Source organism: Pseudomonas sp. GW821-FHT02A11, assembly GCF_059421985.1.
Map to the genome: position 1 here is coordinate 168,159 of NZ_JBWKWB010000003.1, position 25,921 is coordinate 194,079.

At 55.5% G+C, this 25,921-nt stretch carries 34 protein-coding genes; 19 read left to right on the plus strand and 15 right to left on the minus strand.

Annotated features, from left to right (window positions below):
- Window positions 1-383 precede the first annotated feature (383 nt).
- Entirely contained in the window at window positions 384-2,489 is a 2,106-nt protein-coding gene (locus AC07V9_RS05715) for a hypothetical protein (RefSeq protein WP_495014744.1), read from the plus strand.
- Window positions 2,490-2,560: 71 nt separating this feature from the next.
- Here AC07V9_RS05715 and AC07V9_RS05720 read toward each other — a convergent pair whose 3' ends face one another.
- Together AC07V9_RS05720 and AC07V9_RS05725 are read right to left on the minus strand one after the other, a co-directional pair.
- Entirely contained in the window at window positions 2,561-3,019 is a 459-nt protein-coding gene (locus AC07V9_RS05720) for a hypothetical protein (RefSeq protein WP_495014745.1), read from the minus strand.
- A gap of 37 nt (window positions 3,020-3,056) precedes the next feature.
- Complete coding sequence (locus AC07V9_RS05725; RefSeq protein ID WP_495014746.1) at window positions 3,057-3,335, minus strand: hypothetical protein; 279 nt, start codon at window positions 3,333-3,335, stop codon at window positions 3,057-3,059.
- Between the two features lie 474 nt (window positions 3,336-3,809).
- Here AC07V9_RS05725 and AC07V9_RS05730 point away from each other — a divergent pair, with 474 nt between their 5' ends.
- From AC07V9_RS05730 to AC07V9_RS05750, 5 genes are all read left to right on the plus strand, one after another.
- Window positions 3,810-4,328: a hypothetical protein gene (locus AC07V9_RS05730; RefSeq protein ID WP_495014747.1), complete on the plus strand. Its 519-nt coding sequence runs from the start codon at window positions 3,810-3,812 to the stop codon at window positions 4,326-4,328.
- A gap of 322 nt (window positions 4,329-4,650) precedes the next feature.
- Entirely contained in the window at window positions 4,651-4,851 is a 201-nt protein-coding gene (locus AC07V9_RS05735; RefSeq protein ID WP_495014748.1) for a hypothetical protein, read from the plus strand.
- A 101-nt stretch (window positions 4,852-4,952) separates the two neighbouring features.
- Window positions 4,953-5,315, plus strand: coding sequence for a hypothetical protein (locus AC07V9_RS05740; protein ID WP_495014749.1), 363 nt, complete (start codon window positions 4,953-4,955; stop codon window positions 5,313-5,315).
- A 112-nt stretch (window positions 5,316-5,427) separates the two neighbouring features.
- The gene (locus AC07V9_RS05745; RefSeq protein ID WP_495014750.1) at window positions 5,428-5,868 is read left to right on the plus strand and encodes a hypothetical protein; all 441 of its coding nucleotides are present in this window, start codon (window positions 5,428-5,430) and stop codon (window positions 5,866-5,868) included.
- A 239-nt stretch (window positions 5,869-6,107) separates the two neighbouring features.
- Window positions 6,108-8,165, plus strand: coding sequence for a hypothetical protein (locus tag AC07V9_RS05750; protein WP_495014751.1), 2,058 nt, complete (start codon window positions 6,108-6,110; stop codon window positions 8,163-8,165).
- Window positions 8,166-8,229: 64 nt separating this feature from the next.
- On the opposite strand, the gene AC07V9_RS05755 is transcribed toward AC07V9_RS05750, so the two are convergent.
- Complete coding sequence (locus AC07V9_RS05755; protein WP_495014752.1) at window positions 8,230-8,790, minus strand: M48 family metallopeptidase; 561 nt, start codon at window positions 8,788-8,790, stop codon at window positions 8,230-8,232.
- Between the two features lie 94 nt (window positions 8,791-8,884).
- Complete coding sequence (locus tag AC07V9_RS05760; protein WP_495014753.1) at window positions 8,885-9,670, minus strand: hypothetical protein; 786 nt, start codon at window positions 9,668-9,670, stop codon at window positions 8,885-8,887.
- Between the two features lie 290 nt (window positions 9,671-9,960).
- Here AC07V9_RS05760 and AC07V9_RS05765 point away from each other — a divergent pair, with 290 nt between their 5' ends.
- From AC07V9_RS05765 to AC07V9_RS05785, 5 genes are all read left to right on the plus strand, one after another.
- On the plus strand, window positions 9,961-10,389 hold the full coding sequence (locus AC07V9_RS05765; protein WP_495014754.1) for a hypothetical protein: 429 nt from the start codon (window positions 9,961-9,963) through the stop codon (window positions 10,387-10,389).
- Window positions 10,386-10,754: a hypothetical protein gene (locus AC07V9_RS05770; protein ID WP_495014755.1), complete on the plus strand. Its 369-nt coding sequence runs from the start codon at window positions 10,386-10,388 to the stop codon at window positions 10,752-10,754. Before AC07V9_RS05765 ends, AC07V9_RS05770 begins: the two co-directional genes overlap by 4 nt.
- A 461-nt stretch (window positions 10,755-11,215) precedes the next feature.
- Window positions 11,216-11,776 (plus strand): hypothetical protein, encoded by a 561-nt coding sequence (locus tag AC07V9_RS05775; protein ID WP_495014756.1) that lies wholly within the window; start codon window positions 11,216-11,218, stop codon window positions 11,774-11,776.
- Between the two features lie 328 nt (window positions 11,777-12,104).
- Window positions 12,105-12,638 (plus strand): N-acetyltransferase, encoded by a 534-nt coding sequence (locus AC07V9_RS05780; RefSeq protein ID WP_495014757.1) that lies wholly within the window; start codon window positions 12,105-12,107, stop codon window positions 12,636-12,638.
- Window positions 12,639-12,675: 37 nt separating this feature from the next.
- On the plus strand, window positions 12,676-12,837 hold the full coding sequence (locus AC07V9_RS05785) for a hypothetical protein (RefSeq protein WP_495014758.1): 162 nt from the start codon (window positions 12,676-12,678) through the stop codon (window positions 12,835-12,837).
- A 168-nt stretch (window positions 12,838-13,005) separates the two neighbouring features.
- Here the strand turns inward: AC07V9_RS05785 and AC07V9_RS05790 are convergent, their stop codons facing one another.
- From AC07V9_RS05790 to AC07V9_RS05815, 6 genes are all read right to left on the minus strand, one after another.
- Window positions 13,006-13,689: a hypothetical protein gene (locus tag AC07V9_RS05790; RefSeq protein ID WP_495014759.1), complete on the minus strand. Its 684-nt coding sequence runs from the start codon at window positions 13,687-13,689 to the stop codon at window positions 13,006-13,008.
- Window positions 13,690-13,885: 196 nt separating this feature from the next.
- Window positions 13,886-14,338, minus strand: coding sequence for a hypothetical protein (locus AC07V9_RS05795; protein WP_495014760.1), 453 nt, complete (start codon window positions 14,336-14,338; stop codon window positions 13,886-13,888).
- A gap of 206 nt (window positions 14,339-14,544) precedes the next feature.
- On the minus strand, window positions 14,545-15,021 hold the full coding sequence (locus tag AC07V9_RS05800) for a hypothetical protein (protein ID WP_495014761.1): 477 nt from the start codon (window positions 15,019-15,021) through the stop codon (window positions 14,545-14,547).
- Between the two features lie 117 nt (window positions 15,022-15,138).
- Window positions 15,139-15,528, minus strand: a complete 390-nt coding sequence (locus AC07V9_RS05805; protein WP_495014762.1) for a hypothetical protein — start codon at window positions 15,526-15,528, stop codon at window positions 15,139-15,141.
- A gap of 430 nt (window positions 15,529-15,958) precedes the next feature.
- Entirely contained in the window at window positions 15,959-16,204 is a 246-nt protein-coding gene (locus AC07V9_RS05810) for a hypothetical protein (RefSeq protein ID WP_495014763.1), read from the minus strand.
- An 8-nt stretch (window positions 16,205-16,212) separates the two neighbouring features.
- Window positions 16,213-16,575 (minus strand): hypothetical protein, encoded by a 363-nt coding sequence (locus AC07V9_RS05815; RefSeq protein WP_495014764.1) that lies wholly within the window; start codon window positions 16,573-16,575, stop codon window positions 16,213-16,215.
- Window positions 16,576-16,826: 251 nt separating this feature from the next.
- Here AC07V9_RS05815 and AC07V9_RS05820 point away from each other — a divergent pair, with 251 nt between their 5' ends.
- Window positions 16,827-17,315, plus strand: a complete 489-nt coding sequence (locus AC07V9_RS05820; RefSeq protein WP_495014765.1) for a hypothetical protein — start codon at window positions 16,827-16,829, stop codon at window positions 17,313-17,315.
- A gap of 74 nt (window positions 17,316-17,389) precedes the next feature.
- Window positions 17,390-18,643 (plus strand): hypothetical protein, encoded by a 1,254-nt coding sequence (locus AC07V9_RS05825; RefSeq protein WP_495014766.1) that lies wholly within the window; start codon window positions 17,390-17,392, stop codon window positions 18,641-18,643.
- A 735-nt stretch (window positions 18,644-19,378) separates the two neighbouring features.
- On the opposite strand, the gene AC07V9_RS05830 is transcribed toward AC07V9_RS05825, so the two are convergent.
- From AC07V9_RS05830 to AC07V9_RS05850, 5 genes are all read right to left on the minus strand, one after another.
- Complete coding sequence (locus AC07V9_RS05830) at window positions 19,379-19,603, minus strand: hypothetical protein (protein ID WP_495014767.1); 225 nt, start codon at window positions 19,601-19,603, stop codon at window positions 19,379-19,381.
- A 635-nt stretch (window positions 19,604-20,238) separates the two neighbouring features.
- Window positions 20,239-20,466, minus strand: a complete 228-nt coding sequence (locus tag AC07V9_RS05835) for a hypothetical protein (protein ID WP_495014768.1) — start codon at window positions 20,464-20,466, stop codon at window positions 20,239-20,241.
- A 14-nt stretch (window positions 20,467-20,480) separates the two neighbouring features.
- A complete protein-coding gene (locus tag AC07V9_RS05840) occupies window positions 20,481-20,891 on the minus strand; it encodes a hypothetical protein (RefSeq protein ID WP_495014769.1) in 411 nt (136 codons plus the stop codon).
- 13 nt (window positions 20,892-20,904) lie between these two features.
- Window positions 20,905-21,321, minus strand: a complete 417-nt coding sequence (locus AC07V9_RS05845) for a hypothetical protein (RefSeq protein WP_495014770.1) — start codon at window positions 21,319-21,321, stop codon at window positions 20,905-20,907.
- 38 nt (window positions 21,322-21,359) lie between these two features.
- Window positions 21,360-21,542, minus strand: coding sequence for a hypothetical protein (locus AC07V9_RS05850; protein WP_495014771.1), 183 nt, complete (start codon window positions 21,540-21,542; stop codon window positions 21,360-21,362).
- 1,167 nt (window positions 21,543-22,709) lie between these two features.
- Between AC07V9_RS05850 and AC07V9_RS05855 the strand changes: the two genes are divergently transcribed.
- From AC07V9_RS05855 to AC07V9_RS05880, 6 genes are all read left to right on the plus strand, one after another.
- Window positions 22,710-23,174: a phage protein NinX family protein gene (locus AC07V9_RS05855; RefSeq protein WP_495014772.1), complete on the plus strand. Its 465-nt coding sequence runs from the start codon at window positions 22,710-22,712 to the stop codon at window positions 23,172-23,174.
- A 28-nt stretch (window positions 23,175-23,202) separates the two neighbouring features.
- Entirely contained in the window at window positions 23,203-23,433 is a 231-nt protein-coding gene (locus tag AC07V9_RS05860; RefSeq protein WP_495014773.1) for a hypothetical protein, read from the plus strand.
- A 4-nt stretch (window positions 23,434-23,437) separates the two neighbouring features.
- The gene (locus AC07V9_RS05865; protein ID WP_495014774.1) at window positions 23,438-23,638 is read left to right on the plus strand and encodes a hypothetical protein; all 201 of its coding nucleotides are present in this window, start codon (window positions 23,438-23,440) and stop codon (window positions 23,636-23,638) included.
- A 48-nt stretch (window positions 23,639-23,686) separates the two neighbouring features.
- The gene (locus AC07V9_RS05870) at window positions 23,687-24,028 is read left to right on the plus strand and encodes an HNH endonuclease family protein (RefSeq protein ID WP_495014775.1); all 342 of its coding nucleotides are present in this window, start codon (window positions 23,687-23,689) and stop codon (window positions 24,026-24,028) included.
- Between the two features lie 122 nt (window positions 24,029-24,150).
- Window positions 24,151-24,594 (plus strand): hypothetical protein, encoded by a 444-nt coding sequence (locus tag AC07V9_RS05875; protein WP_495014776.1) that lies wholly within the window; start codon window positions 24,151-24,153, stop codon window positions 24,592-24,594.
- 205 nt (window positions 24,595-24,799) lie between these two features.
- Window positions 24,800-25,921 (plus strand): J domain-containing protein, encoded by a 1,122-nt coding sequence (locus AC07V9_RS05880; protein ID WP_495014777.1) that lies wholly within the window; start codon window positions 24,800-24,802, stop codon window positions 25,919-25,921.

The window sequence follows — 25,921 nt, forward strand, 5'->3', positions numbered from 1 at the left end:
CTGCTTGAACATTCGGCTTCCTTACCGCTGATCAACGCTCTACCTACCTGCTCAAGCACATACCTGAATGCCCGGCACCCGTCGGGCATTTTTGATTTCTGGCTCTGGTCTGAGGGGTCGAATTCAATTCCGAGGTGAGGACTCCAGATTTGAAAGGCGAACTGTGGCTTTGAACCTTGCCAGGGACTTCAACAGCCATAAGGGGAACGCCCGCCGATGCTTCTGCCACAGGGAAAGCGGCCTGAAACTACACGCAATCCAGAGCTGCAAGCAGAGAGTGAATACCCATGCTTGAAGCCTGAGAACCCAATCGGGCGCGCACGGCAGCTGAAGGTTGCAGAGCTGAAGCGCCGGGCCACCAGAAGCACCAGTGGAGTATGAGCATGAACAACCAGACCACATCCCCACAGCCGGGCGCGGACGCTATCGCCCTCTGGGAACGCCTGACCGGTAAGAAGGTGGAATCCTTCGCCCTCGGTTCGGAAATGGATGGCTTCAGCCTCTACGACGCCAACAAACGCATCCAGGCGGCTATCAAGACTGGCGATGAGGCCATCATCACCCTCCTGATCCGCTCGCAGGTGCCTCTCTACGCCCGAGCCCTACGCTTCCCCCTCGACGAGTACCGTAAGGGCTCTGAGCGCCTCTCCAGCGCGCTGGCGACGATGAATGAACTGGACGCACTGTTTGATCAGTCCCCGGTTGCTAAGCTGCATGAGGAATTTCTGGCATATGCCGAAGGTTCATTGGCGTACTACCGCGAGCAAGAACGGTCCCAGCTATACCAGGCAACCCGTAGTTTCGTAGCCAGCGAGGGCGGGAGCATCGGCCTCGATGCGCTGAACTCAATCGACCGGCTGACCCGCTTGATGATTCAAGACGGGGTTCCCGCGCCAGCATCAGAGGCAAAGCTGGGACGTCATATCTACGAAATCGCTCGTATCGAAGACCTGTTGATGCACGCCTACCAGATCCCTACAGGTTTCTCCCTGTGCGTCATTCGCGGCGAGCGCATCTCGAGCAGCTACTTCGTGATGATTGTGCGTACCGGTACCCGCATCATCGCACTGACCGACAAGGGCAAGTTCGAGCACCCGCTGCAAGAGGAGCGAATGGCGTCGCGCAATGAACGGTTCAACGCATACCGGATCGATGGCAGTCATTTCCCCTACTCGCTTCTGAAGATCCAATGGCTGGATCGTGACCGCCGGGCCCAGGAGAGTGAGCCGCGCGATCGGACGCTGCCTACACACGCAGGCCTGCCGGTACTTGCGAACATCAGCGAGCTTGGTGACCGAGAACTGTTGTGGCTCCAACTCTTCATCGATCAATGCCGCCAGCGCTATTTCGTGCAAGGTGAAGTTGAGCCTCAGTTGGCCACCGGTTCGATGCTGAAGATTGCTCACAAGCTGGAATCAACTAGGGATCAATACCCGGCATTGCTCAGCGAGAGTGTTTCGCTGGTTCCGCGCACCAGTAAGGAACTGACGGCCGCATCCTTCCACGAGACAGAGCCGAACTGGGCAACCCAATCGAACCCCAATCTTTGGATGGAAGATCGATTCGCGAGCGACGTTCCTGATGAGTTTCTGTATATCCCTGAATCGGTGACACAAGCCGGACAGTTGCAGATCGGACAGGACTCGCACAGCGCACTGACGCTCAGCCAAGGGGAATCGAGTAAAGGGCTGTTCGTAGCAGGGTTGAAATCGATCGCGGTCGGCACGTTGGATACCCCGGAGCGTCTGGTTGCTGACGCCCACTACACAGCGAGACACAACCAGGTGGAGATCATTAAGGGGCTGGTCGCAGCGGACTTCGCTCAGCGGCAGGAGGATGTCAAAAAGTGGTTTTACAAGGCTGTTGCCAAGAATCTGCCGGCTATCCTCGACGACCTGTTGCTCGCCAACCATGCGCGTTTCCGCCTCCCACGGACGGAGAGTGGTCGGCCTATGATGGGAGTGCGGAGCAATAACACGCGCAACATCGGCTACATCTACGAGCCAGCCCACAAGCAGCACGGCCCAGACCCCAGGGACAAGATCCGGATGGAACACTTTATCGGGGTCACCAACAAGCACGCCCACCAATGGGATTGCTACCTGACTCCCAATGAGCACATCCAGGCAAACCTGTTCATCACTCTCAGTACAGACACCATTTTCGACATCATTGCCCTCACCGGTCTGGGACTGGAAGACATTCCTCAAGAGCTTCACTCCCGAGGGTTGGACATCTACACCGGTAACCACAACTTAGATCGCCTTGACCCATTGAGCCGGCTGACCAACCCGTGGGATGGAATGAGGCTGCGCTTCCGTCTGCCTATCAGCTTCAAGGCATTCAAGACCTACCGGGCAGAGCGTGGGCTGAAGACCCCAACAACCTCGGAACTCTACGCTTGGGGTGTTGAGGGTGGCAGGCCGGCCCACACTGAAGGCCTGGAGCCCATGGCAAACCCGCTGCTAGATCTCGTACTTAAGGGCTGATAGCCGCGTTGGATGAATATTAGCGAAACGGACATCAATACACGGGTAGATGTCCGTTTAAGCTCATCCATTCAGAGGGCGACGCTCCCTCGAAGGAGGTCGACGACTTCTTGTCCAGCGTCTCCATGCTTATGGACATATGCTTGTTCTACAGAATCTGGCAATAGCACTTCGAGCCCTAGCTTTCGTGCCTGGAACAAAGCGCTCGCTGCCGGCGCTATGACTTCTACCGCTTGCACTGCACCAGCAACGAAGAGCTCCAGGTTTCCAAGACCATCATCGCCTTCATACACCTGCGTTTCGATGAAAAGGTCGATGATCCGTTGCCCATCCTCGCCGTGCTTCAAAATGTAGGCCTCCTCGATCTCGTGAGGGACCACCACTTCCACACCGATCGTTCTGGCCTGGTGGAGACCCTGCGCGGCGGGTGCGATGGCCTCCAGAGCCTCAATGACCTCAGCTAACTGGCGCTCCGTAAACCGCAGGTGACGGCGCTCAGGGAAGTGGACGACATTGGTTTCATTGGTCATAGCGACGTCTCTCTGGGATTGCGGCGTGGTACATCGATCAGCAGTCAGCTACCCAGTCCGGGAGTTCTTCGCCCTCGCAGGGACTGAGATCATGCTCAAGCGGTTGGGTGTAATACGAGGTGTTGCGTTCAAAGAACTGCTCAAGCTCCTTCATCTCGTACCGGGTGGCGGGCGAAAACACACCGCCGGCGTCATCACGCTGAACCTGGGCGGCTATGAGTCTCCATGCCTCTACGTCAATGACGAAGCGGACATCTTCCTGAGCACTCTTCCATTCGAAGGTGTGACCCCTGACTCCAGTCATGTAGTGGCTCATCGCAGCAATCCTAAATTGAGATGCAGCTCATCGTAAGCCAGGCCGGCAGAGATCACTCCCCAAAACAGGGTGCTGAAATTCCAAAGTCCGCTGGTTCTGACACGCCCACCGCCCCTGCAGGATGAGACGTACATTTTCCAGGGCGGACATCCAGTGCGCCCTTCCGAACTCGCAGAGGCGAAAAGATGGAAGTCAAACCGAAAATTATTGAGCCCGGCGGACTTACAAAGCGTCTAGCCGGAACGATCAAGGCAGCAGCCAAATCGGCTGGGATTACATCCGCGTGTGAATGGCTGGTCAGCGAGGGTTACGCAACTGACAAGACTCACGCCCGTGAACTGGTCGAATCGTCCCTACAGTACGGCTAGTGGCCTGATTCGGTACCCAGCTTGAGGGCTAGATGCATGGACGGTGTCCTCAGTCCGGATTTCGATGGGGTGTTTTGGGCGGTGTTTGAATCAATGGCTCGTTAATATGGAAATGCCATTCAACGCCACCCGCACATCCTTCGATGAGACCTGGAGCCAGCTACGTATGAATCGAAAACACGCAAGTGCAGCGCTACTGATGACGATCGTCTTGGCAGGCTGCTCGACAAGCAGTCACCGTGTTGGATGCAATGCCCCTTCTCCAGCAGTCGGCGCGCCGCCGGCCGTGCAAGGGATCGGTTACAACCCGGTTGGGGCTACAACCCCCGCAGCACCTGAAATCGTCTCCCAGACCGGCAGCACGGTGACCTTCACGGATGGATTGGCACCAGCAACAGAGATGATGTCCTCCGAATCCGTGGCGAGTGCCAAACGCAGCGGAATTTATGAAGACCTCAGGCTTAACCTGGTACCTAAACGCTCCCAGGTCTGGGTCGGTACCGTCGTTACGAAAAGCAATGACAGATGCCTGGCGACTGTCAGCTCCATCGAGAAAGCTGCCAATGGCTCGGGGATGCCGACCATGAGCACTGCGCAACACCCGGTTGACTGTCCCTCCGCGTAATCCCCTCCCCTGTCTCAATCAATCCAGCAGATGGCCACGTGTGGGCCATCTCTGCTATTTCCGCTACTGCTGACGGGCCTGCAAACCACGGCCCATTCATTCCCCAAGTGAGGATTTCACGTCGATTGATTGGACGGCTGGAGGTTTGAGGTTGGACTTGGGGTCCGAAGCCAAACCGCTGTCCTGACATTGACGCAGGGGTGCAGTCCGTTTGATGCCTGGCATTCGCGCTCGGTGATGGGCTGCAACGCTTCTGTCACCCGCCCCTCCGCCAGACAATTCAGGAATTCATCAGTCCATCGGTTTAAACAGGAGCATCCGCATGAGCACCTATACAGAGTGGGAAGAAGCGGTAACCCAGGCAATCGCTGACCATCACGGAATTCCGTACTCGGACGCCGCCGGTGTTGTAGAGGGGCAACCTTTCTACATGCAGCAGTCATGGGGTAAAGGCTTGGATGCTGCCGCAACAGCCAGCAAGATCAGCGAGGCGGCCGGGTTTCCGCAGAGTGGGGAGAGTTGAGCGCCAGCCAGTCGAAACTGAAGTAAGGACCCGGTTCTGCCACAGCAGGGGCGGCCTGAAGATGGCTCATCAAAGCGAACTTCCTCTACAGGATCACGAAGATGGCCAACCTCACCGAAATCCAGAACACCCTCACCGCAGTTGGCTTCACTTTGCCCGCCGGCAACCAGTTGATCGGGCAAGAAGCCTTCAACACCTCTGGCCTGAGCGGTTTTGAAGTGGTTGAAACCGGCGGCGGGTGCAAGGCGCTGCGCCGCAATGCTGGCGAAATCTACATGCTGCTCACGGACGAGGACGGCGCCGATGTGCCCGACGAAAAGGACTGGGAGCAAAACCTGATCGGCGTCTATCGCGTTTCGACTGACCCTTCCGCAGATGACGAGGAGATCTTCTGCATGACCGCGCGGGAGCTGCTCGACCAGCTCAACGAGGCCAAGCGGATCGAAGACAAGCCAAAGGCCTAAGGCCGGGCTGAAACATCTCAATTCAAAACACCCAGTTAGAAGCCCTAGCTCCACGATGGATAGCTGTGGGCTCCGCTGGAACTCATGCCGCTTAGCCTACGAAGGTACCAAGATGACCAAGAAACCATCGCAAGTCGTCGACCTGAGCGACTCCAAGGTCACCAGCTACAGCATCTATCCGGAAGTCCAAACCGCCTTCGAGAAAATGTCGGCGCTGGGTATTGAGCTGGCGGCAGCACTGCGCGAAGCCCCACGAGGTCATGTCGCTTTCATCGCCGGTTACAGCTACTGGGTCTCGGACACCTACATTGCTGATGAAGCCATGTGCGTGCCTGCTGGCCCCGGGGCGTATGCGCCAACGGAAGACGAGTTCCCGATGTTTCTGAGCGACATCGAAGGCTTGGGCGCAGGTGAGATGGACGACATTTCAGAGGCGATCGGAGAGTGGCTGCGTGACCGCAAGCTGGAGCCGGTCGATGTTCAATTGCTGGATCGAATTGCACTGGCGACGGCAACCGAGTGGCGTGCCGGGCTGGATAGCAGCAAACGTTGATGGTCTGCTAATAATCACCACCCTCCTTTCCCACCGCCCTAGCCAAGCTGGGGCGCATCCCTGACCGCTCCAATGCAGGCTAACTGCAGGTCATCCCTTGATTCCCTGTCTGTGGAAACGGCATTGTACAATGCTGGAATACCCGACTTCTGTGAATACCCCAGACTCGCTCTCTTAGGCCCGAGCGCTCTGGAGTGGACTCAGTGGGTCCACAACATTCAAAGAACAAGGAAGCAACGATGGTCCGTCAGAAGAAGGTCAAAAGACCACCAGACCGCAACGCTGGTCTTATCAGCGATGAGATGATCCATTCCGTCGTCACCTCCCCGACCAAATATGTACTCCCGTTTACGTGCGATGAGGCGTGGACGAGTTGGTATGGGGCCACGGAGAATGTCTCCGCCTTAAGGGACGAGATCATCGAATCGGGTATCCGGCTTGAGGGTTTTAGTCGCAGTGATCTCAAGCTCATGCAGAACGGCATGCTGCTGTCGACTGTACTACTCGACGATGACCGACGCGCGGTACTCGAGAAAAGCCTTGGCGTGGAGCGCGTGCAGGAGTTGATGCCGCAGGCCAGGCTTGAGGACAGAACCAAGGAAATCATTGGCCCCGACCTCTACGAGAGCCTCCTGCAGCAGATCCAGTCAAGCTCACCCAGCGAACTGATGGCTATGACTGAGGAGGCTGTTCCCCAGCTTGGCGAAGTGATGGAAGTCGGTGGATTCAGTCACGAGCTCGCTACGGCAGCCCTGATGCTTGATGCGGTATTCGAATCTGTTAATGACTACAGCTCTACGGCCAGCAACATGAGGCTTCAGTTTTGTCTTGAAATGGTGGTCCATCTCTACCTGCAGATGATCCCGGTTCGCTTTATCCGAGAATGCATCCTTGTGGACCACCCACAGTTCTCAACAATGTATGTGGCCACACCAGAGCTTTCCGAAGAGATTGACCCCTACTCCCCAATATTCGAGACGGATATTTATTGGGGCGGACCGCTACTGTTGACTGCATCACTTAGCGCTTTGCAGAGGCGAGTGACAAAGGGTGCGGACCGAATAGACGCCGTCCTTGAAACCCTGCAGAGCTTCGCATTGGCGTCCTCGCCAGCATCCCGGTTCACCAGTTACGCCGTCTGGAGTGTGATAGAGGACGCGAATGAATGGTGGGAATACCTGTGCTTTGACCTGAAAGATCTGAATGTTGATGAAGCTGCTTTGGCGGCGGCTGGAATCAATTTCGAACTGGATCTCATCCCAGAAACCACCCTTCATACAGTGGTTATAACTCAAGACCTGGTAGACCGTGCGCGCATATTTCGAAGTGCGACACAAGAGGTGCTGGAAGATCAGACCTTCTCAGACAACGCTACGATCGTGGCCAGAGCCCTCTTGGATGTGAACAAGGAGATTTCGGAAGCGGTGGCGGGTGGTAAAGGCGACTTTGAATTGCTGGGCAGCCTAAGCAAGAAAGGAGCAGATCTCTCCCTTCAACGGAATGAAATGGTCACCAGAGGACTGAGCCGGGCCAAGACTGTTTTGGAAGCAGCTCAGATATTCATCAATGCTATCGATGCCGTGAAGGCTGCACAGTCCAGCACGGCGCCATCGCCCACAGACTTGCTAGGTGCTGATTCGCCCCGAGAAACCCCACCGCAGATCCAGCACACCAAAACCGACATCGAGACAGAGCTGCTCGATATAAATACTCACCTCGAAACTGAACTCAAGGCTGCGCAGGCAGAAATCTTCCGTCTCAACTCGGCAAACAGCGCACTCCAAAACCGCCTTGAGACCCCCAACGGGACATTGGATCAGTCATTCCAGGATTTAGCGCGCCGGCATGTGCAGGGGCAACGACTCAAGCCAGAGGACCTCTTGAGGTTTTACAGCCTGATGGCCCCCGATCGCCTCCTCGTACTCGAATCTGCCTGGAAGTCTGCTCGGCAATCTGAGAACTTTGCAAATCCTGAACGCCTCAGCGAGCATCTTTGCAAACTGGTATTCGATTACCTCGACCAGGTTCGCGCCGGCACACCCATGGGAACGGTCGGCAGAGAGTTATTTGCTGGAGCGTTCGCGGCGAAAGAGTCGCAGTCGGTTGCTCAGGACAGTTCGATGAGAGCTCAGCGTGAGTTTCACTACAAGGGTGAGACTCGATTCTTCGAGTACCGCCTACGGACTGGGAACGGTTGGGGTGCTGTGGAAGGGATGCGAATCTACTTCGACATCATCGATGACCGGATGGTGATCGCCTACGTCGGCCCTCACCTGGACCAGCCCAGCACGAATTGAATAATCCCCTCAGGTGACGCCGCACGACAGAAGGCCTGCGGCGATCTCCTAGTTCGACTACACCTCAGGCTGATTTCAGCCGTTGGATTCGAAGCTCAGCCTGAGCGCCCAACACACCGCCATCCTCAATTCTTGCCGCATCTCTCAGCGCACGCTCCATCGCACCTGGGGCCCCAGCTACAGACTCAGCAAACGTGTCTGCTGAGAACTCTTCGATTAATGATGCCGCTTCGTAGATCGGGGTGTTTATTCTGTCGAGATAGCCCGTCACCAGCAGACCGACTCCCATGGCAACAATGGCCTGCCAGCCTGCACCGAAGACCTGGTAACAAATGAAGGTCAATGCGCCGCCGATTAGCACACCCGCGATCGGAAGCACACTGAACCGGACGAAATTCCGGAGCATCTTCCCGCGCCGCTGCGCATGGCCGATTTCATGCGCGAGCAATGTGTCCAGCGCGTCGCGGTTCATCCCTGCTACCAACTGGCTGGAGAGATAGATGCGATGTGTGAACGGACTGTAGAAGACGTTCCGACCGCCAAAGACCCTCAGCCGCGGAGGCCTTATACGTGCAATGGAAGCCAGCTCGTTGACCAGCTGTTGGCTGGGCTCGATTGAGCGCATGGAGGATCCCCTTGGATTGGCTATGTTTACGCCCTCGGCGTGGGAAAGAAGGAGGTCAGTTGCAGCGCATTCTACTGACGAGACTGAGGACGCTCTAGACGTCGATTTCTTCTGCATTGGCCGGCGGCACAGGCAGCGCACGTATCAGTGAAAGATCTCGAATAATGACCTCAACCGATATCAACTGGGATACGGAATTGCGGGTCTCGCGGCTTACAAACTGACTGACCAATGCGTTGCCTAGACGCTGAGCGAACAGCGCCCGCAGAGCGTTACGGCTTTCAGGGCAATCCTGCACTCCCTTGTCGCCGTCATCGTTTAGCAGCACGAAACCACGAGCCTCAAGGCTTGCGAGCCATAGCGCCTTCCGCTCTTTGTGAGTTTTACCTTCGGGAGCTACCAGGTGTGGTTTGCATCCCACGAACTGGCAAGAAAAACTAACCTTGGCATTGTATTCGCCAAAGGCAATGTCGCTGACATGACCGAAGCCCTCCAGATCCCACCAGCCATTCAGCTGCTCGCACAGCGTTCGTAGCGCCGGCTGGATTGCCTCAACGGGCTGTGCCTGGCCTAGAAGGTGCTCAAGCTCACGCACCCGCAGGTTGGCGCGACGGATATCCCCATGACGCTGCTCGATGCGTTCTGCTGACTCGGTGGGTACACCGATAAGCTTGCCCAATACAGCCAGGTCACTCTCGGCCAGTTTAAGCACACTGCGGGCCATCTCCCTGGACAGACCTTCGTTGTCCAGAAAGAACGGGATCATTTGGAGGTGCTGCTGGACCTTCTTCGCGGTTGCACGAATGTCGGCTTGCTGGTCATTGGTCAACAGCAGCGGTTCCTTATCGGCTGCGGGTGTAACGGGGAACGTGAGGTCCACTGATAAATATCCTCAAAGCTGGGCTGAAAGATCGATTCGTGCAATGCCCAGTTCATAAGCATGATTGGTCGGCGATCGCATAAACCGCCCGCCAGACGGCGCAGTGCAGATCATAAATGCGACCTCATCATCACGACGAAATCTGCATACAGGCTTGAATATAACGACCGAGACAGCACCGTGTGCGCGGCCGAAAAACACAGCCTGTTTTTGGATGGCACTCGATTTTACAGAATTCTATGATTCGCCCATCGAAAGCCGAGTGCCGGTTTTCCAGCAGAGATGTGAGCATGATAGGACGAACCTGGTTTCCATTCTTCAAGGGAGGGAACGAACATCAGAACTTCGAAATCGCCCTCACGCACGTAAACGAGTTCATAGCGAAACACTCTCTGCGCGTGATCAATGTCGAGTCAGTGCACGCTGAGTTTCCGGTGACCGGCAGGCTAGATCCGATTGGGCTCCACGTATGGTGGCAGCAGGATCCCGAAACGTTCACCCCTCCAACCCAGGGCGAGGCCAACGAGCAGATCTCCGAGTCGCCCTCGCAGCTTTCCTGCGCCTGGACGTACCAGAAGGCGGATTTCATGTGGAACACCGCCTGCGGGACAGCATGGGCGTTTACGGACGAAGGTCCAAAAGAGAACGGCATGAGGTTCTGTCACTCCTGCGGCAAGCCTTTGACTGTGATCTCTACCGAAGCGGAGAGTGAGGAATGAGCGGATGCGCGTATCAGTCCGGTGACTGGGAATGCCGCGAGGGCGGCTATCTCTGGAACGCGGGTGACGGCGAAGGCTGGGATCCTGAAGACGCTACCTACATTTGCCCGCATTGCCGCACCGCGGATTATCTGGAAGCAGCGAAGGAAGAAGCAGAGTCCTGCTCCAGCTGGATAGACAATGGTCGCTCCGGCACCGGGGTGGATCTGTGGGCATCTGCAGAGCGCGAGGCACTGCAGGCGAATGAGCCGGCGGCAAGGGCTGCGCTGGCATCGCTAGGTGTCGTTCAAGCTCTTGAAGAGGACAGCAGCCCGGCTGGCTACTCAGTCGTGCTGTGCAATACCCAGGAAGCCAGAGCGGGCTGAGAAACCGCCTTCAGCCTCAGGTAAGAGCGGGCTTTTCAGAATGTGTGGTTTGACCGCTTGATCGTTGGACTTCGACTGAGCCTGATGCAGAACAGCTGGTTACAGTGAACACCGACGTGGCCCCATCATCGAGAGGGAACGGTTTGTCATGGAATGCACCTACTGCAACTTCAAAGCTTCGATCGTCAAATATTTCCCGGACACTGGCGTATTGGCCTGCAGGGTCTGCCAGGACATTGGCTTGGACGTCCCCAAACCCACCCTCCGCGGTTTGGGGTTGCTGCACAGGATAAACTGTCCATCCTGGCCCGTAGGGTTCCTGAAGTCGAAAGCTAAAGCCCTGATTGCGCACGACCGGGCGCTCCAGCTCCCTTAACGAATTCCGAACCTATATTTTGGGTTGCAGTGGATGTAGAGGTAGATACATTCACTTCAAACCCTTCATTAGGATCGCAAACCGCATGACACCAATCGCTACCTCCTCCCCGCCTACCGGCAAGCTCAGCAATCGACGCTCAACCCTGATGAAGTTGGTTGCAATATTGGTCACGGCCCTACTTGGCATGGCTGCTAACAAGCAATATTCCCGGTACACCGTCGACTTCGCGGCTAATACGAGCACTGCCATTAGTCTGCGATCTGCTCTCCATGAAGGCAAGATATCCACCGAGGCAGCGATGAGAGGGTTTGAAGCGGTCTACGCTACCCCTGGTGGTGGGATGGCTGCAGCCTTGGCGCTGATAGAGCTGAATCAGGCCCAGGACTATGACGCTCGATCTCGTTTGTTCCTTCGCCTGCTCTCCACCGTCCCCAAGTCAGGAGGCGAGTATCTAGCGACGGTTTATAGCGAACTGAACGCCGAGCATCCGATAGAAAAATCGCTGTCGCCTGATGACAAAGCCTACGCAGACAACTGCCTGTCAGGCTTGTTGCCACAGTGGGTTTACAGCTTCACGGAGGGTTTGTTTGGTAGCACACAGCCAATCTGCGCCCCTCGAGGGCAATCTGCAGCAGCTGCCTGATAGAGGCATTCGCGGGCGGTAAACCAGCGCCAACTGTCAGCCAGGAAATACCTTACACTTTTTGTAAGCTACAATTTTTGTAAGCTAAACCACCGACCCAGACAGACCTATTTCGGCGATGAATGTCCGTTTTACCTACTGCTTCGGTCGCGACACAGCAGCAGTTAACAGAAGCCCGCCAAACGCGGGCTTTTTGTTGGCAAAAAATCGAGAGGGTTAACGATGGCGAGGCTGGCGCATCGAGCGCCTGCAGCGGGCAGCAACACCCTGTAAAGATGCGGAATTCCCGTTATCCTAGCGGGCAATTGAATCCCGCTGTTGGTAACCCATGTCCAAGAATCGCGGCAACGAATACCGCTACCAGATCCAGAGGTCTGAAGCACGTAAGGCAGCGCAGGAGCTGGCGCACTCAAACGAGAACCTCAAGGCCCGGGGAATCGACACTTCCCAAATCCGCTTCGAAACCATCACCCAAACAGAGATCGATGCATCGTATCTCTGGGGTGAGCAGGCGACGCTCTACCCTTGGGACGATGTCCCTGAATGGAAGCAGGACGACACCCGCGGGTTTGATCTGTCGATCTGGTTTGGCCAGGAGTTGTGCGGGCTTTGCTACGCCACCCCTCGCAAGAGCAAGATCTGCATTAAGATCGTGATTCTTGAGGGCAAGCCAGACAAGTCACACCCCCTACGAGGTGCTGTGGCCGCGCTGGCGCTGACCGTTGTCGAGAACTACGCACTACTGATCGGTTGCACGGAGATCGAGGTCCAGGAGCCCGCAGCGGGTGCAATCCCGGTTTATGAGAGCCTGGGGTTCACCTTCGATCCGACGGACCGGCTTGTCATCGCTATTGCGCAGTAATACTATCCACCTAAATTCCGATACCCGAGAGGTGTCTATGCAGAAGCCTAAGCACGAACCGAAACCTCTGATGGCTGCCCGCTTCCAGGCTGAAGCCCGCGCGGTCCTTGCCCAGCGCTCCGGCAACGCCAGCCGTTTCCTTGATGCCGCACTGACCAAAGGTCGCGACATTGAGCCTGTTGGCCGTCTCGCTGGCTAATCCTCGCCATTGATTCCCAAAAAGCTGCCCCAACCGGCGGCTTTTTTTGTGCCTGCGATTCAGATTTCTTAACCGCTGGAGGTGTTGGCAATGATTGATTGGCGACGACATGGGGCCATTCTCAGATCAGAACGCCCCTGCCGGTTTGTACCAGCAGTGAGGATTGAATCAATCGGGCCTGAGTGCGGGTACCAGCCTGAGTAGATCCAGCCGGCCCATCAACCTCGCATAATCCTCTGACCACTGGCAGTAATGCTGTGCGTCGCCGTCACCCTCCCCGATAAGCACCAGCTGGTGATACACAAGCCCGGTCATCATCGGTATGTGCCGTACTACTGGGGTGTGCTGCTTGCCGGAAAAGTAGACAGCATCGGCAAATGTCAAAAGCTCAGATGGGTTTTCACTTTTGCGATGCTGTGAAGGGAGGATCGTGGTATCGATCACACACCCATTCTCCAAGGTGATCCAGGCATGAGCGTTGATCGGCCGGCCTACAGGACGACCGTTCTGGAAGTCCAGCCCATAGCCCTCGGCGACGTCATGCTGCAGCTGTTCGAGTGTGAGGTCGACATAGAGGCCATCCACCAGCTCGATGTCTCCAACCGTGACGGTATGCCGGACACCTAGATCAAACAGGATGTAGGACAGTTCCCGGGCAATCCTAAAGCACTTCCCGGGCAGCACGTCTGTATGCGGCAAAAAGCTGGATAAGTCGCGGGCGATAGCATCAACGATCGGAGGTACGTCGATCTTGAGCCCTGGTTGAATCTTCAGGGGATAGTTGGACAATCCAGCTGCGATCTCAGATGTCCGGGCCATAGCTTCCTTGAAGGCTTGAACGTACTCCTGCATTGCACTTGCTCCGACGATTTAGTGTCTACAGAGGCAGACAATACAGACCGGCCAAGGATCAGGCGACCCCAGCTAACCAATCCCATGGCTGGGTAACGACTTAGGCATATAGAGCAGGCTTTTCAGGATGAGTCGTATGGAGAGTGAAGCGTCGGCCAGCACTACGAATTACTGGCCGGCGTGGAGCGATCGCTGACTACATGCTCTCCGAGGGGATGCTTAGGGTCGACTGCACGATAAAAAATGCCTTCTCGCCAACCTCACCTTTCTGCAGGCCTTGCATGCCTTTGCTGTCAACGATCACCCCAGGTACATCAAGAGCGACGATGGATCCCAATGATTGCGCGCATGAAATGCTTGCCAGGCCGTCCTGAGATTGAAGGCGGCCGTCAGCGTCGCGATGGACGGCAAGGGTGAGGGTGCACTTGCTGGCCTGCAGCTGATCCGCGGCGTGGCTCCCCACCTTGCCGATACCCTCCGTCACATCGCCCAGGGAGCCCCAGTTTTCCACGTTGGCGCTAACCACTCCACCGGTGCTGCCCAAGACGAATGGGAGAGGAGTAAGCGCCGGGATGGTGATCTCGTTCTTTGCGGCAAATACCGGTCCTGCAAGGACCAACAGCAACAGTCCAGTGAGTGAGTTCTTCATCGGGGATCCGTTTGTGATGTTGGGAATTTAAGATTGTGCTTTGAGAAATTCAGTCTACCGAGAGGCCTGCCCTCATCAAGCCAAAACCAGGCATCGGATTTCATCATCGACAACCTTCAGGCTCACCAAGATCGGAGGAACGGTGAGCTCCTGGACATCCGTTAGGACGAGCATGCGTGAGTGGGGTCAAGACCCGACACGCATTTTTAGGTCGGATCGATCCGATCATCCTTTACCGCGAGTAACTTCTTGTACTCCGATCGATCGTACTCACCAACGTCCTTTGAGGTTTGAGGGACGTTAATTCCTGTAGCTCGGATTTCACCCGACCTGAACTGTTTCCAGAGGCTGGCTCTGGTTTTGGGGCCAAACAAGTCCTCCACTTCACTCAGCCAACCCGCGCCCAACATTGGCCACCAGTAGAAGAAGCAAAACCACATGTAGAAGGCAAACAGTGTCATTGACATGCCCACTGCATCCGATTGTGAGTTGCCCTCGCTTAGGGACCATTTGCACAAAAGGGGGATGATCACCAGCAATGCAATTTGAGGCAGATAAAAATAGCGGAATTTCTGACGGGAGCTTCGGAACGCAATAGACGTGTAAGTCCAGCGCTCGCTGTGGTTAGGCCGCTCCTCAGGCTCAATATAGTCCTGGGTATTGAGCTGCTTGTTGCTACTCATTCGCGAAGTCTCAAAGGTATGACCTGGAAAAGGTATCACCCAAGCACAGGAGCTCAAATTCAAAATGGCCAGCGCAAATTCAGGGCTACGAGACGAGCAGCATAATCACCGGCTATATCATTCATACCCGCAGACATGATCGCTTTCACCGTTGATCAATGCGACCAACGCGTCTTCGACTTCGTCCCAATCAGGCCGAGACGGCTTTTCAGCCCAAGCCCTTCTCGGAGGAATCAGGCCCAGGGCATTCGCAGCGCTGTCGATGTACCAACCACGTTCCCGTAGCCATCGATAAAGCCCTGCGTCGCGGCGAAGCGCTTCAAGTTCAGCATTCTCAGCGCCAGCTGTCAGCTCCGGGGACATGAGGGCACCCTTCTGATCAAGAACCCCATCCAGCGCATCACCACCCAACTGACAAACCGAAACGCTGGCGTTCTCCAGCACCTGAATCTCGCCGCCGGCCTGAGTGACTGTAGCCCCTGTCAGCTTTGTGGATGTCTGGGGCAAGTGAGCTGGTTCACCTCCGGACCTCGGTTCCAGATCAGCAACACGGAACAATTTATGACATGCCCGGGCCCGGCACCGAAGGTCGTTATGAATCGATGACGCTGGACCCTCGCGACGCACGGGCAAAGCGCTACTGCATGCCGCAGTCTCATCCGGACGCAGCGCGTGGTACTTCAAATTTGAGGTGCCCTCAGAGACCAGGCCCGCGAAAATTGTCATGACTCGATTCCGTGATCAGATGATGGACTTGCGAAATACAACTAACTTACTGCCCTACCAGGACCGGTGATGAAAACGTGGACACCTGCTGGCCGGGTATTCAAATCCGAGCACAACAATAATCCCTCTGGTGACGCTCAGACAGGTCATGATCGCACCTGAGCGACTCCAGATCTTTGGCAAGCCTGAGATGCCGCGAACTACAATTCTCTCAACTCGCAGCCCGATCGGCTCTGGCTTGATCGCTGAACTGCTTTGCGAGTGCTTCCCCTGCACCGGTCAGGAAGAAGTCACCATGAGAAGAGGTAAGTAGTCCCTGCTTGGCCAGTGCTTCGCAGGTTCGAAGTCGCGCTGAGTAACTCAATGGTCCGGTAATACCGAAGTCATCCCATCCCCAGCCATCGCTCAACTTCATCAACACGTTGCGCATCGGCTTACTGACCCGAATGGTCATCATTCGCCCCCTTAACTTTTGAGTACGAACAAAGGGTGCAGAACTTCGCGCCGGCCGGTCGCATCGCAAGCACGAATGTAGCCGTCATGCTTGAAAAGCTCTGATCGGCGGGCAGCATCCAAAACCGCCTTGATCTTATTCAACGGGTGGTGCACTCGACCCGCTGAGCGCTGGTAGGCAGAAATACAAAGGTCAGGATCACCTGCCCATGCCCTGTCGGCAGCACGCTCAAGCATTTCATCTCGTAAGTGTTCGGCTAGGGTCGACTTTTTTGCCATCGCGTTTATCCCGATTTCGAGCGGCCTGTGAGGGTTCGAGTTGTATGAAAGCCGGCTTGAGTTGTAACCGCTCTCGAACATTGAGACGGCACGCATAGCAGCGCTCCTGCTCAGGCAAGACAGATGCAACATAACTAGCGAGACCTTCCTATTCAAGGCAGATGCCCGCCATGGCCATCCAAAATGCCTGCAGGGTCGCAGAATCCATAACCACATCCTGCTGGGTGGCCCATTGGCCCGAACACACCAGTGCCCCAATCGTTTGAATCCCGATATGAGGATTTGGAGCTGAATGCTTACTACCCTCTGAACAGCGCCATTCGGTCAGATATCACCACAGCCTGACGATGCCAGCCATCAGGCTTCTGGCACGCGACTCCATCATTGAAGATGAGCGTTATGAATCGCGCACCTCTCAAAGGAATTCATCAATGAGTGCTTATACCCCGGACTACCGTCCGCAGATCGGTCAGACACTTTTCATGGCCTTCATGCACGAAGCGCCGTATCTGGTGAAAGTCACCGGCTATCATCACGATCCGCGTTTTTCGAAAGAGCAGATCGAATTCACCATCAGCGCCAGCGGCAAAAAGAACAGCTCAAGCATCGACTCCTACCGGTTCTACCCGGACGCGGCCCCCCACAGCAAATTTGTCTACTGCGTTGTTCAAACGTCTGATGATGGGAGAGAGACGCTTGAGGTTGAAGAGGCGTATTTCTTCGACCCGCAAACCGCGTTTGACTTCAAGGCTGGATTGGAATCGGGGGCAATCAAATCCCGGCTGCCCCTGCACCCTACTGATCGGGCGTTTCGTGTTCAAGTCGAGCAGCTCTGAACAGTCGGCACGGATATGGCCCTAAGATCATAGGGCCATTTGCACTGCCCTCTCTGTCAAACGGAAACCTCGGCTTGGCTTTCGATCTCGCTGATCAACATCCCTGCAACGGCTTCTGCCACACCCCCACCAGCCTCACGATGTACTCATTCCCAGACATAACCGAGGCGATCATGCACCCAACTACCGCGGCCCCATTCCCAAGCGCTTCTCCGTCCAAAGTGGCTGTGCAGATTCTCTCGCAATCTGACGATGCCGATGATGGAGCTGATAGGCCATGGAGCTATACAGCCCAGGTTGTCGCCGGCAGCGTTGATGAGGCCGCCGCCCTACTTGAGAACCAACTTGGGGGCAGCGAGAGTCTTGATGCTTTCAACGTCGAGAAGGATGGTATGACGCTCACGTTTCTTGCATTTTCTCATGCTGACGTCGGGACCGTTTTTTCAGTTAACTCCACTATCGAGTCTGCCAAGCAGCAGGCAATGGAACAGATCAACATCACCAATGAGTTGGACCGCTTGATCACTTGCGCTTTCATGGCGCAATTCCCAGCCCGACCTAAGTACATGCGCGGCTACTGGTGGGAACACATTCATCCAGACCCAGACAGCCCTACTCGGCACGATGCCTACGGTGTTGCTATTCAAGTCGGACAGCGTTGCAGTTACCGCTGTGAGACCACCGGTGAGTGGTGCGCCGGATGGGTAAAAAGCCTTTCAGATCGATTTGAACGCTCTGTCGCGGTGAGGGACATGGATCGTCGTGCATTCGGTGCCAGAGGATGCCGTCCAGGCGACATCATTGTGATCGAGGACTCAGCTGACGCAGGTCCTGTGATAGCGGCTATACAACAGCGGATCATAGACCGGAGGGAGGCCAAGGACTCGATCGGGCTATGCCAACTGAATACCAATCAGGAGCTCAGAGAACTGGTATCGACCTTGCTCAAGGCGTCGCCCGTATCTATCACTCAAGCAATTGAAGAAGAGAAAGCCCGGGAAACGTTCCTGGCCCCAGTCAATCATCCAATTCAAGGCCCTCAGTTTGGATTGCAAGAAGTGGATTACGTCGGCACCATTGACAGCAATCACCCTCCCTTAGAGATCGCGACTGAGATGCAAACCCTGTTTGGTAAACGAATCAAGCGTCTGAACGGTTTCCGGATGATACTCATCGTGATCCAGCTGCTCATGATGATTGGATCTATCTTCTACGTGCCGGCGGACGAAGCTTGGCGATACACCGCATTGGCCGTATTTGTACTGTGCTGCATTGGACAGCTTGTTTTGAGCAACAAGCTTGATAAGCTTGCTCCACGCCGCTACTGATCATTTCTGTCCGGCCGTTCCAGCGGCCGGCACAGCGTCCACGTTCATTCAAACTCGTGAACCGCGACACTGATGGTTCATCCCCTATCACTGAACTCGAATTCATCCTTGTCGACCATTCTTGACTCGGTAGTGACGGCACGCCGAGTCAAAATCCTTCTGATCCGGTGAGCCCTCAGGCCAAAACCTGAGGTAGGCAACATCGTTGGCCATTGCCCGATAACCAACGCGGAAGCCTGCAGTCGGGAACCACGCTGCAAGGTAAAACTGGATCAGCCCACAAGTAATGAGCCCTCCTACCAATGGGACTGCCAGGTGCATGTCTGCGGTCAGACAGCCTGCGAGCGCTCCGCCGGCGGCGGAGATCCAGAAACGGGCAGTTCGCGAGACGATCGGTTTGATTGTCTTCTGTTGCCCAGCGTACTGATGAGTCTGAGCCTCACGCACAGCACGTTGCCGCTGGGACGACTCATAAATTGTCTCGAGCTCCAAACCCTCATCTCGGCAACGAGCCTGGGCATTGGCAACTCGATCCCGCAACATGGCCAAGGTTTCCTCGGAAGCCACACTCCCTGAGTGGATCGCCCTCAGCAGCCAATGCTGCGCTGCATCGAACTCGTTCTTGAGCTCGCGCTGGCCTGGCGTCAGGGGTGATCTTTCGTTCATTGTCATTTCCCAGAATTGAACAGGGCTTGATCTGCAGGCCGTGTATCAGCGCCAGCTCAGAGGGTCGACTTACCGGCCGCGCCGGAGCCAGGATCGAAGCTTCGCAGCCAAATGCCGGGCGACCTCAAAGGCGAACACCATCAAGAAAAGTGTGAGGAGCGCGGCGATCACGACAATGGCGATCTTCACAGGTACAGGAGCACTACCGAAGTGATAGCCGATGACGCCGATCTGCCACGCCAGCGTAAAAAGTCCGGCAACGCCACCCAGTAATGCTGCGATTCGCGTCAACATGTCAGTGCCTCACCCCTCAGAATCGTGCCAGGTGGCCACCTCAAACTCACCCGGCCGCAGGCCAAGCCTTTTACCGTCCCCAAGGATTGCTGCGACAGCACCATGACTGTTCGTCCACACTGGTAAGGTTTGACTGATGATTGCGATTGGCAAATCACCCTCAATGTACCCGAACCCAATCACGGGCATAGGGTCGGCCGTGACGGTCTTGAGCATCCGGACGGTTCGAGGAACGCGGTCACCATATGGATATCCATCTGATTTTTGATGCAACGCAGGACAGTCAATTACCGCTTCCATTGTCATTTACCTACTACGCCGACGGCTTCCAGTTCGTTGCTAATGCCATGGTGAGAAGAACAATTGCACCCGCGGTATAGGGTGAACCCGATCCAGTGCTAATCAGTGGAACAGTCCCGCCCAGAGCAAACATCAATGAACTGCCACCAGCCAGAATCCAAATATTCAATTGTCGTTTCCTGCTCGATTCATGGGCCAAATTGCCCATCTCCTACGCACTCGGCCCCGCTTTTCAGGCCGGGGCTTGGGTGTACCTGGTACGGTTTCCGAGAACTCGTAAGTGGTTGATAAAACTTGTGACCTTACTCAATCAGGCGCGCATAGCAGCGGGGTCCCTAGAATTTTGTGCAGAGGTATTCTGCCAAAAATGAAGCCGCACTGAGCACTGCACAGACCATACACAAGCGCAAAAACCGTTGTGCCTTTGCGTCGGTGTCACCGGCGGGGAAGCCTACCGAGCTGAGACGTGCCTTAGCCTCAGGTGGATAGTTGCGAAAGAGCCGATAAAAACCGTAAAAAAGCAGTACCAGCAATGCAGCAAGCGAGCCTAAAAACTCAAGCATATGGTTCTCCTTGATCAATTTGTCGCCATGGCCTTGGCGGCTTGAGACGCCAAGAGTGAGTCGGCAAATACTCTGTCAATCACCTCGGCGACGATGGTGCCCTCGCCTGTTACACCCACCAGAAGCAGCTGATCCACTTGGCTAATCTCGCCAGTCATACCATTGCGGCTTTCGCGTCTCACAGCTGCGTGTATGTTACACACCAAGCCTTTGTCACCAATGGCATTGGCGGTGAAGTTTGCAATGATGACCCTTTGCTCCCAGCCGTCCAACTTTGCAGGTTGCAATGCGTCCACTACCTGACGGCTCCCACAGAGGACTTCCTGCAGGTAAGGATTATCAACGGTCGGTTGCTGACCGGCGTAAACGTACCCAGTGAACACTGCACATCCCATCAGCGCCAAAGCTGCCAATTTCTGTTGCATGACCTATGTTCCCTCAACTCTGCGCTGCAGCAGCAACAGGTTTTCCATCTGACGTCCAGAGCTTCATCGTGTCTTCGCCGTGCTCAACACGCCAAATCTCGTTGACCACACCACCATCTACCACACGCTGAATCCGTACCTGCTGGGTTCTAGACTGAACGACTACACAGCCTTTCAACCCTTGTTCGGGGTAGTCATATGTGCCGCCCAAAATGAACACCTTCCCTGTAACGGCCCTTGGGCAGATTTCGGTCCCATAGATTGGAAACGTCTGACCATCAACAGTAACCCTGTAGCCAGGAACCATGACAAGGATCATCGGCCCCAGTTCTTCTCTTTGCTGCTTGTCCAGCTTAGTCGCCCAATCCTTAGCGGCATCACAGCCCGAGAGAGCAAAGGCAAGAGCCAGGATTAGGGGTATGTGTCTCATGTTGTTTTCCTACCCAACTGCGTTCAGGTGCAAGTGGCTCAACCGGAGGTCTTGTCGCCGTCAGAAGACGGCTTCAAGCTAGGATGTGCGGAACGCAATACAGAAAGCAGACCACTCATGAAGGACCATGCCGAGCAAACGAAGCCAACACCGATGAGCGCTATCAGCCATTCATTAATTGGCTGGGTGATCTTGAGCAATCCCAAGCCGGTGATCAGCATTATTACAAACCAGTAGCAAACAGCTGCGTTACTCTTTCCCATGTTTCCCTCTGATAGTTTCTAGCTGGACGCGAAACCCGCACCCTTCTACTGACTTAGCCCGCGACTAGGCGGGCTTGAGGATGCAGCTGAGCGCTTGTCTGTGCTCCGGCAAGCTCTATTGGGGTCCTGCCAAACATTAATTAACGCTCCCTCCCTGGCTGGAAACCGTCACGTTCGCGTAGTCGCTTACCAGCCGCTTCCGTCTTTGCACTGGGAGGGTTTTCGTACTTGCGGCCCTTTTCAGCCAGCCAATGCGGGATAGCTTTAATACCGCGATAGCTCCAGAAGCAAACCCATCCAACGAACAGAGGTCGGAATCCGAACCGAGGCAGGGAATTGGAATACGTCAGCCATGATCTGAATCTCTGTCGTTGTCATCGGCGTGGCATGCCTCGCCATTTCGGCCGGCAGCTGGATGAAGAGTATAACGGTGGAGAGATCTAAAACCTGGAATCGAGGTGCGTCCAAAATTCTGTAGCCGTTAAACTGTAGAATCTTCCTAGGTCATGATTATCGATTTGAGGTTTTAGTATGCAGGACTGTGAAAAGGCGCTTCAGGTCGCCTGTGAAACCTATCGAAAGGCTGTTGAGCATTGCCGAGTCGTAGGGATACCGTTGTCATCCCGAGATGATCAGAAACACATCAAATCCCCGGAACAGCGGCGTGCTTACGATGCCCTGCTGCAGGCTCGAGAGGCGCACAGCAAGGCTGTTCATACATACCAGCTGACCCTAGGGACAGTTCCCGGCCACTACCTCCCGGCTGACACCATCGGAGGCCTGCACCTTGCTCCGAGCGATGACCGGTTAACGCCAGGGTATTTCCTCATGATGATGGTCGTCTCAATCATTTTGATCGTTGCCGTCTTGTGGCTATTCAACGAAGGACTCTTGCCTGGCACCGCACCGTACAGCCTGCGTACATCAGCGACAGCATCGAGTTCTTGAAGTCTGAGACCGGGTCTGCCGAAGACGCTGTCCACCATCAGCCAGACCCGGCAGATTCAACTGGACGAAAGAAGTTACGATCCCTTATTGGCCAAGAAAACGACCAAGGGTTTTGGGTTCTGACACGCTGGAAATACAGGCAGGATAGAACCATCTACTTACCGCCTGGACCCCAGCATGAACAATCACCTCACTAACACATCCTCCCTCCCGGCAGCTGATGCCTTCGTGCAGGTGAGCATCAACGACCTTGACGGTCCAGCTCTGGACTGGGCCGTTGCGAAAGCAAAGGGGCTCAACGTCCAGATCCTTCCAGCACAACTCCAAAACGTTCGCCGGGCGTATTGGGTTACCTCACGAGGGGCGGGATCGTTTCGTCCTAGCAGTGATTGGGTGGACGCAGGCCCACTGCTGCGTGAGTTCCAAGTTGCCCTCACTCCGGAATCTCATTTCGGCGCGGAAGGGACTGAGTCCTCAGAGCGCTGGATTGCTGATATCTACTATGCCGGCGGCGAACACTACACCACGGAGCCTTGCCGTAACGAGCTGGTCGCACTCTGCCGGGCGATCGTAGTGACCAAGTTTGGTGAAACGATCGCGGTACCCGTCGAACTCGGACTTACTGACCTACGACCTCGCTGATTCTCATTGATCGTTCAGGACTACCGTTATGGCCACGTTGGCGTTTTGTGATTTCGAAGATGCACTAGCAGCTATCGAGGGTGCACCGAGCGACGTGGCCATCACCTCACTGGTCGACCAGATCAACGACCAGTTCGAGGCCGGGTCGCTTGAGGTTTCCCCTACCAACTGGGCCCACCTGGCCTCGGCGGTCTTGCAGCGTTCTTTTGCGGTAAAATCGCAGGCTCCGACACCATCAACAAAGCCAATCAAGGACTGACACTATGGCAACGCCCAAAATCCACAAATACAGCTCACATGTCACTGCGGCCGAGATCATGCCTGACCACGTTCGCGAGCAGTATCACCGCGAGCGCCTATCCGGCACCCTCTGCGGATATGTGCGCCCCAACGACCAGGTAGTTCACGTAAACACTGAGGTGAGCTGCAAGCTGTGCTTGCGAGAGATCGCCAAGGCCAACTGATCGCAGTCGATGTGCTCATTAGCTATTCGCATTACAGAGGGCTAAGGCATGCGGCAGTTCGAGCGTGATGATGAAGTTCGGGCTGCCGCTGGCGGTGAGGATGCCCAATTGCGGGTTCAACGGCGCAAGGATGTTTTGAGGTGGAATTCCGACAAGCGCCGTGCTGCTCTGAAGATCGCAACGCCGGCCTGGGCTGATCTGGCCGCAATCGAAGCCATCTACGTTGAAGCCAGGAGACTGACTGCAGAGACTGGAACTCTGCACGAGGTTGACCACATAGTGCCCATTCAAGGCAGGCGCGTCTGCGGGCTGCATGTCGAAGCGAACCTGCAGATCCTCACCAAGATCGACAACGTGAAGAAGCACTCAAGATTCGACGACAGATCTTAGGAACTGAAGCTGGGGGGGCAAATTCCGACACCCGCTTTTGGGATGCAACGCTGGTGAGTCTCAGATATGTTGAAATCTCGACATTGGAGTGATCCCGTTCATTTCCCCAATAAGGAGTCAACATGATTGAAAAGACCATCGGCCATATCCTCACCGAGGATCCACCTGGGCGAATTCAGATTCTCAAAGCTATCACCGGGTTCAACCTTCTATTCATCGCGAGCCTGATCGGTCTGACCCGCATTGCCCCGGTGCAGCTAGCAACCTATCTCGCACACATCGACATTTTGGTGATGGTGTTTCTCATCGGGGCGGCGCTGGTCTACGACAAGCACTACACCAGAATGTCCGACCGTATCGCCAACTTCTCGATGGTTGTGATCTACATCTATGCCTACGTCGTGCTGCAGGGGCTGTACAGCGAAGATCTACCTTCCCCTCCGGCCGGAGCCACACTGCCGCTGTTCGTCAGCGTAGCAATCGTCATTGCCCTGGCTGCAGCATCCTCATTCGTGGTGCGCTGGGTTGCGTGGAGTGATTTCCGGCTGCGTATTGGCGGCATTTGAGCCGCTACGTCAGTTCTGAAAAGCCCAGCCGATGCTGGGCTTTTTCGTTGATGGTGTTAGGCATACTCACAACCGATCACCGGACCTTACCCACTTCCACATCTGACACGGTCCGCCTGGCCTTAACTATTAGAGAAATGGACCGATAACGTAGCAATCCCGGCATCTCATCGGCTGGCGCTGACACGATAAGGCAGCTGCATCAATGTTCAAAAGTCTGCGAAGAACTCTAAACGACCGCATTGGCTACGCCCTGGCCGGTATCGATTGGAAGCACCGTCCTGAGCCCAAACCCGATGACGGAATTGAGGCGCTATCCAATCCACTGGATGGACTGCTGAAGCCAATCTTCGCACGCTACGAGGGTATTGAGCGCCGGGCGGCGAACCCTCTCCGTGAGTTGATTGATGAAACCCTCTATGGTGCCGGGTGCCTCACGCCCACCAACTCATCACTGGTCAACCTCAACCTGGCGATTTATTCGATCCTTCTGCTGATGCAGGCTGGAGCCAATGTAGGCCCTGGCCCCTTCCCCGATCAGTTGCTTCGCGCCATCGAGCGCGACTGGGATCTGGCGCTCAAGCGATCGGAGGTGGTCAGCCCTAAAGGCAATCTGGTTGAACAGATCGGCAATCAAACCGAACGCCAGGCGTTCCTGATTCATCATGGCAGCGCTTCGAATGCGACCCAGCCTCAGGATCTCTATTACCACCGGGCCAAAGTGCTGGGGTTCTTGATCTCGTTGCGCTCGGAAGGCTTCCACTCTCTCGGCAGCCCAGGACCATCCACCGACGGTCATTTCATCTGGAGCTGGGCCTTTGGCCGAACAATGGAGCGCCAGCTTGCTCAGATGACGCCAGGCCTCATTGGCAGGCTGGTGGAAGCTACAAGGCTGGACACGCTTTCGCTTTACAGGATCGATGCAACGTCGAATCCCAGGGCTGAAATCATCCTCCGATGCCCGTCCTGTGCTGCGAACCTCAAACTGGCGCTACCCCTTAAGGCGAAAGCCGGGCGATGCGGCGGCTGCAAGACACTGTTCACCGTCGTGATAGAGGGTGACAACGTGCAGCTGAAGCCGGCAGTTCAGCCAGAGCAGGCCAACGTGCGTGATCCAGCGGTAGAGTCAGCGTTGGCAGTCCTGGGTCTTTCTGGAGAATTCGAGTCATCCGATATCAAGGCCGCATATCGGAAACGAATGTCCGAGTACCATCCGGATAAGGTCAGCGCACTTGGCCAGAAGCTCAGGGATCTGGCAGAAAGTGAATGCAAGGAGATCAACGCCGCAATGGATGTATTGCGTGCGGCCGGCTTGCTCACTGAGTAA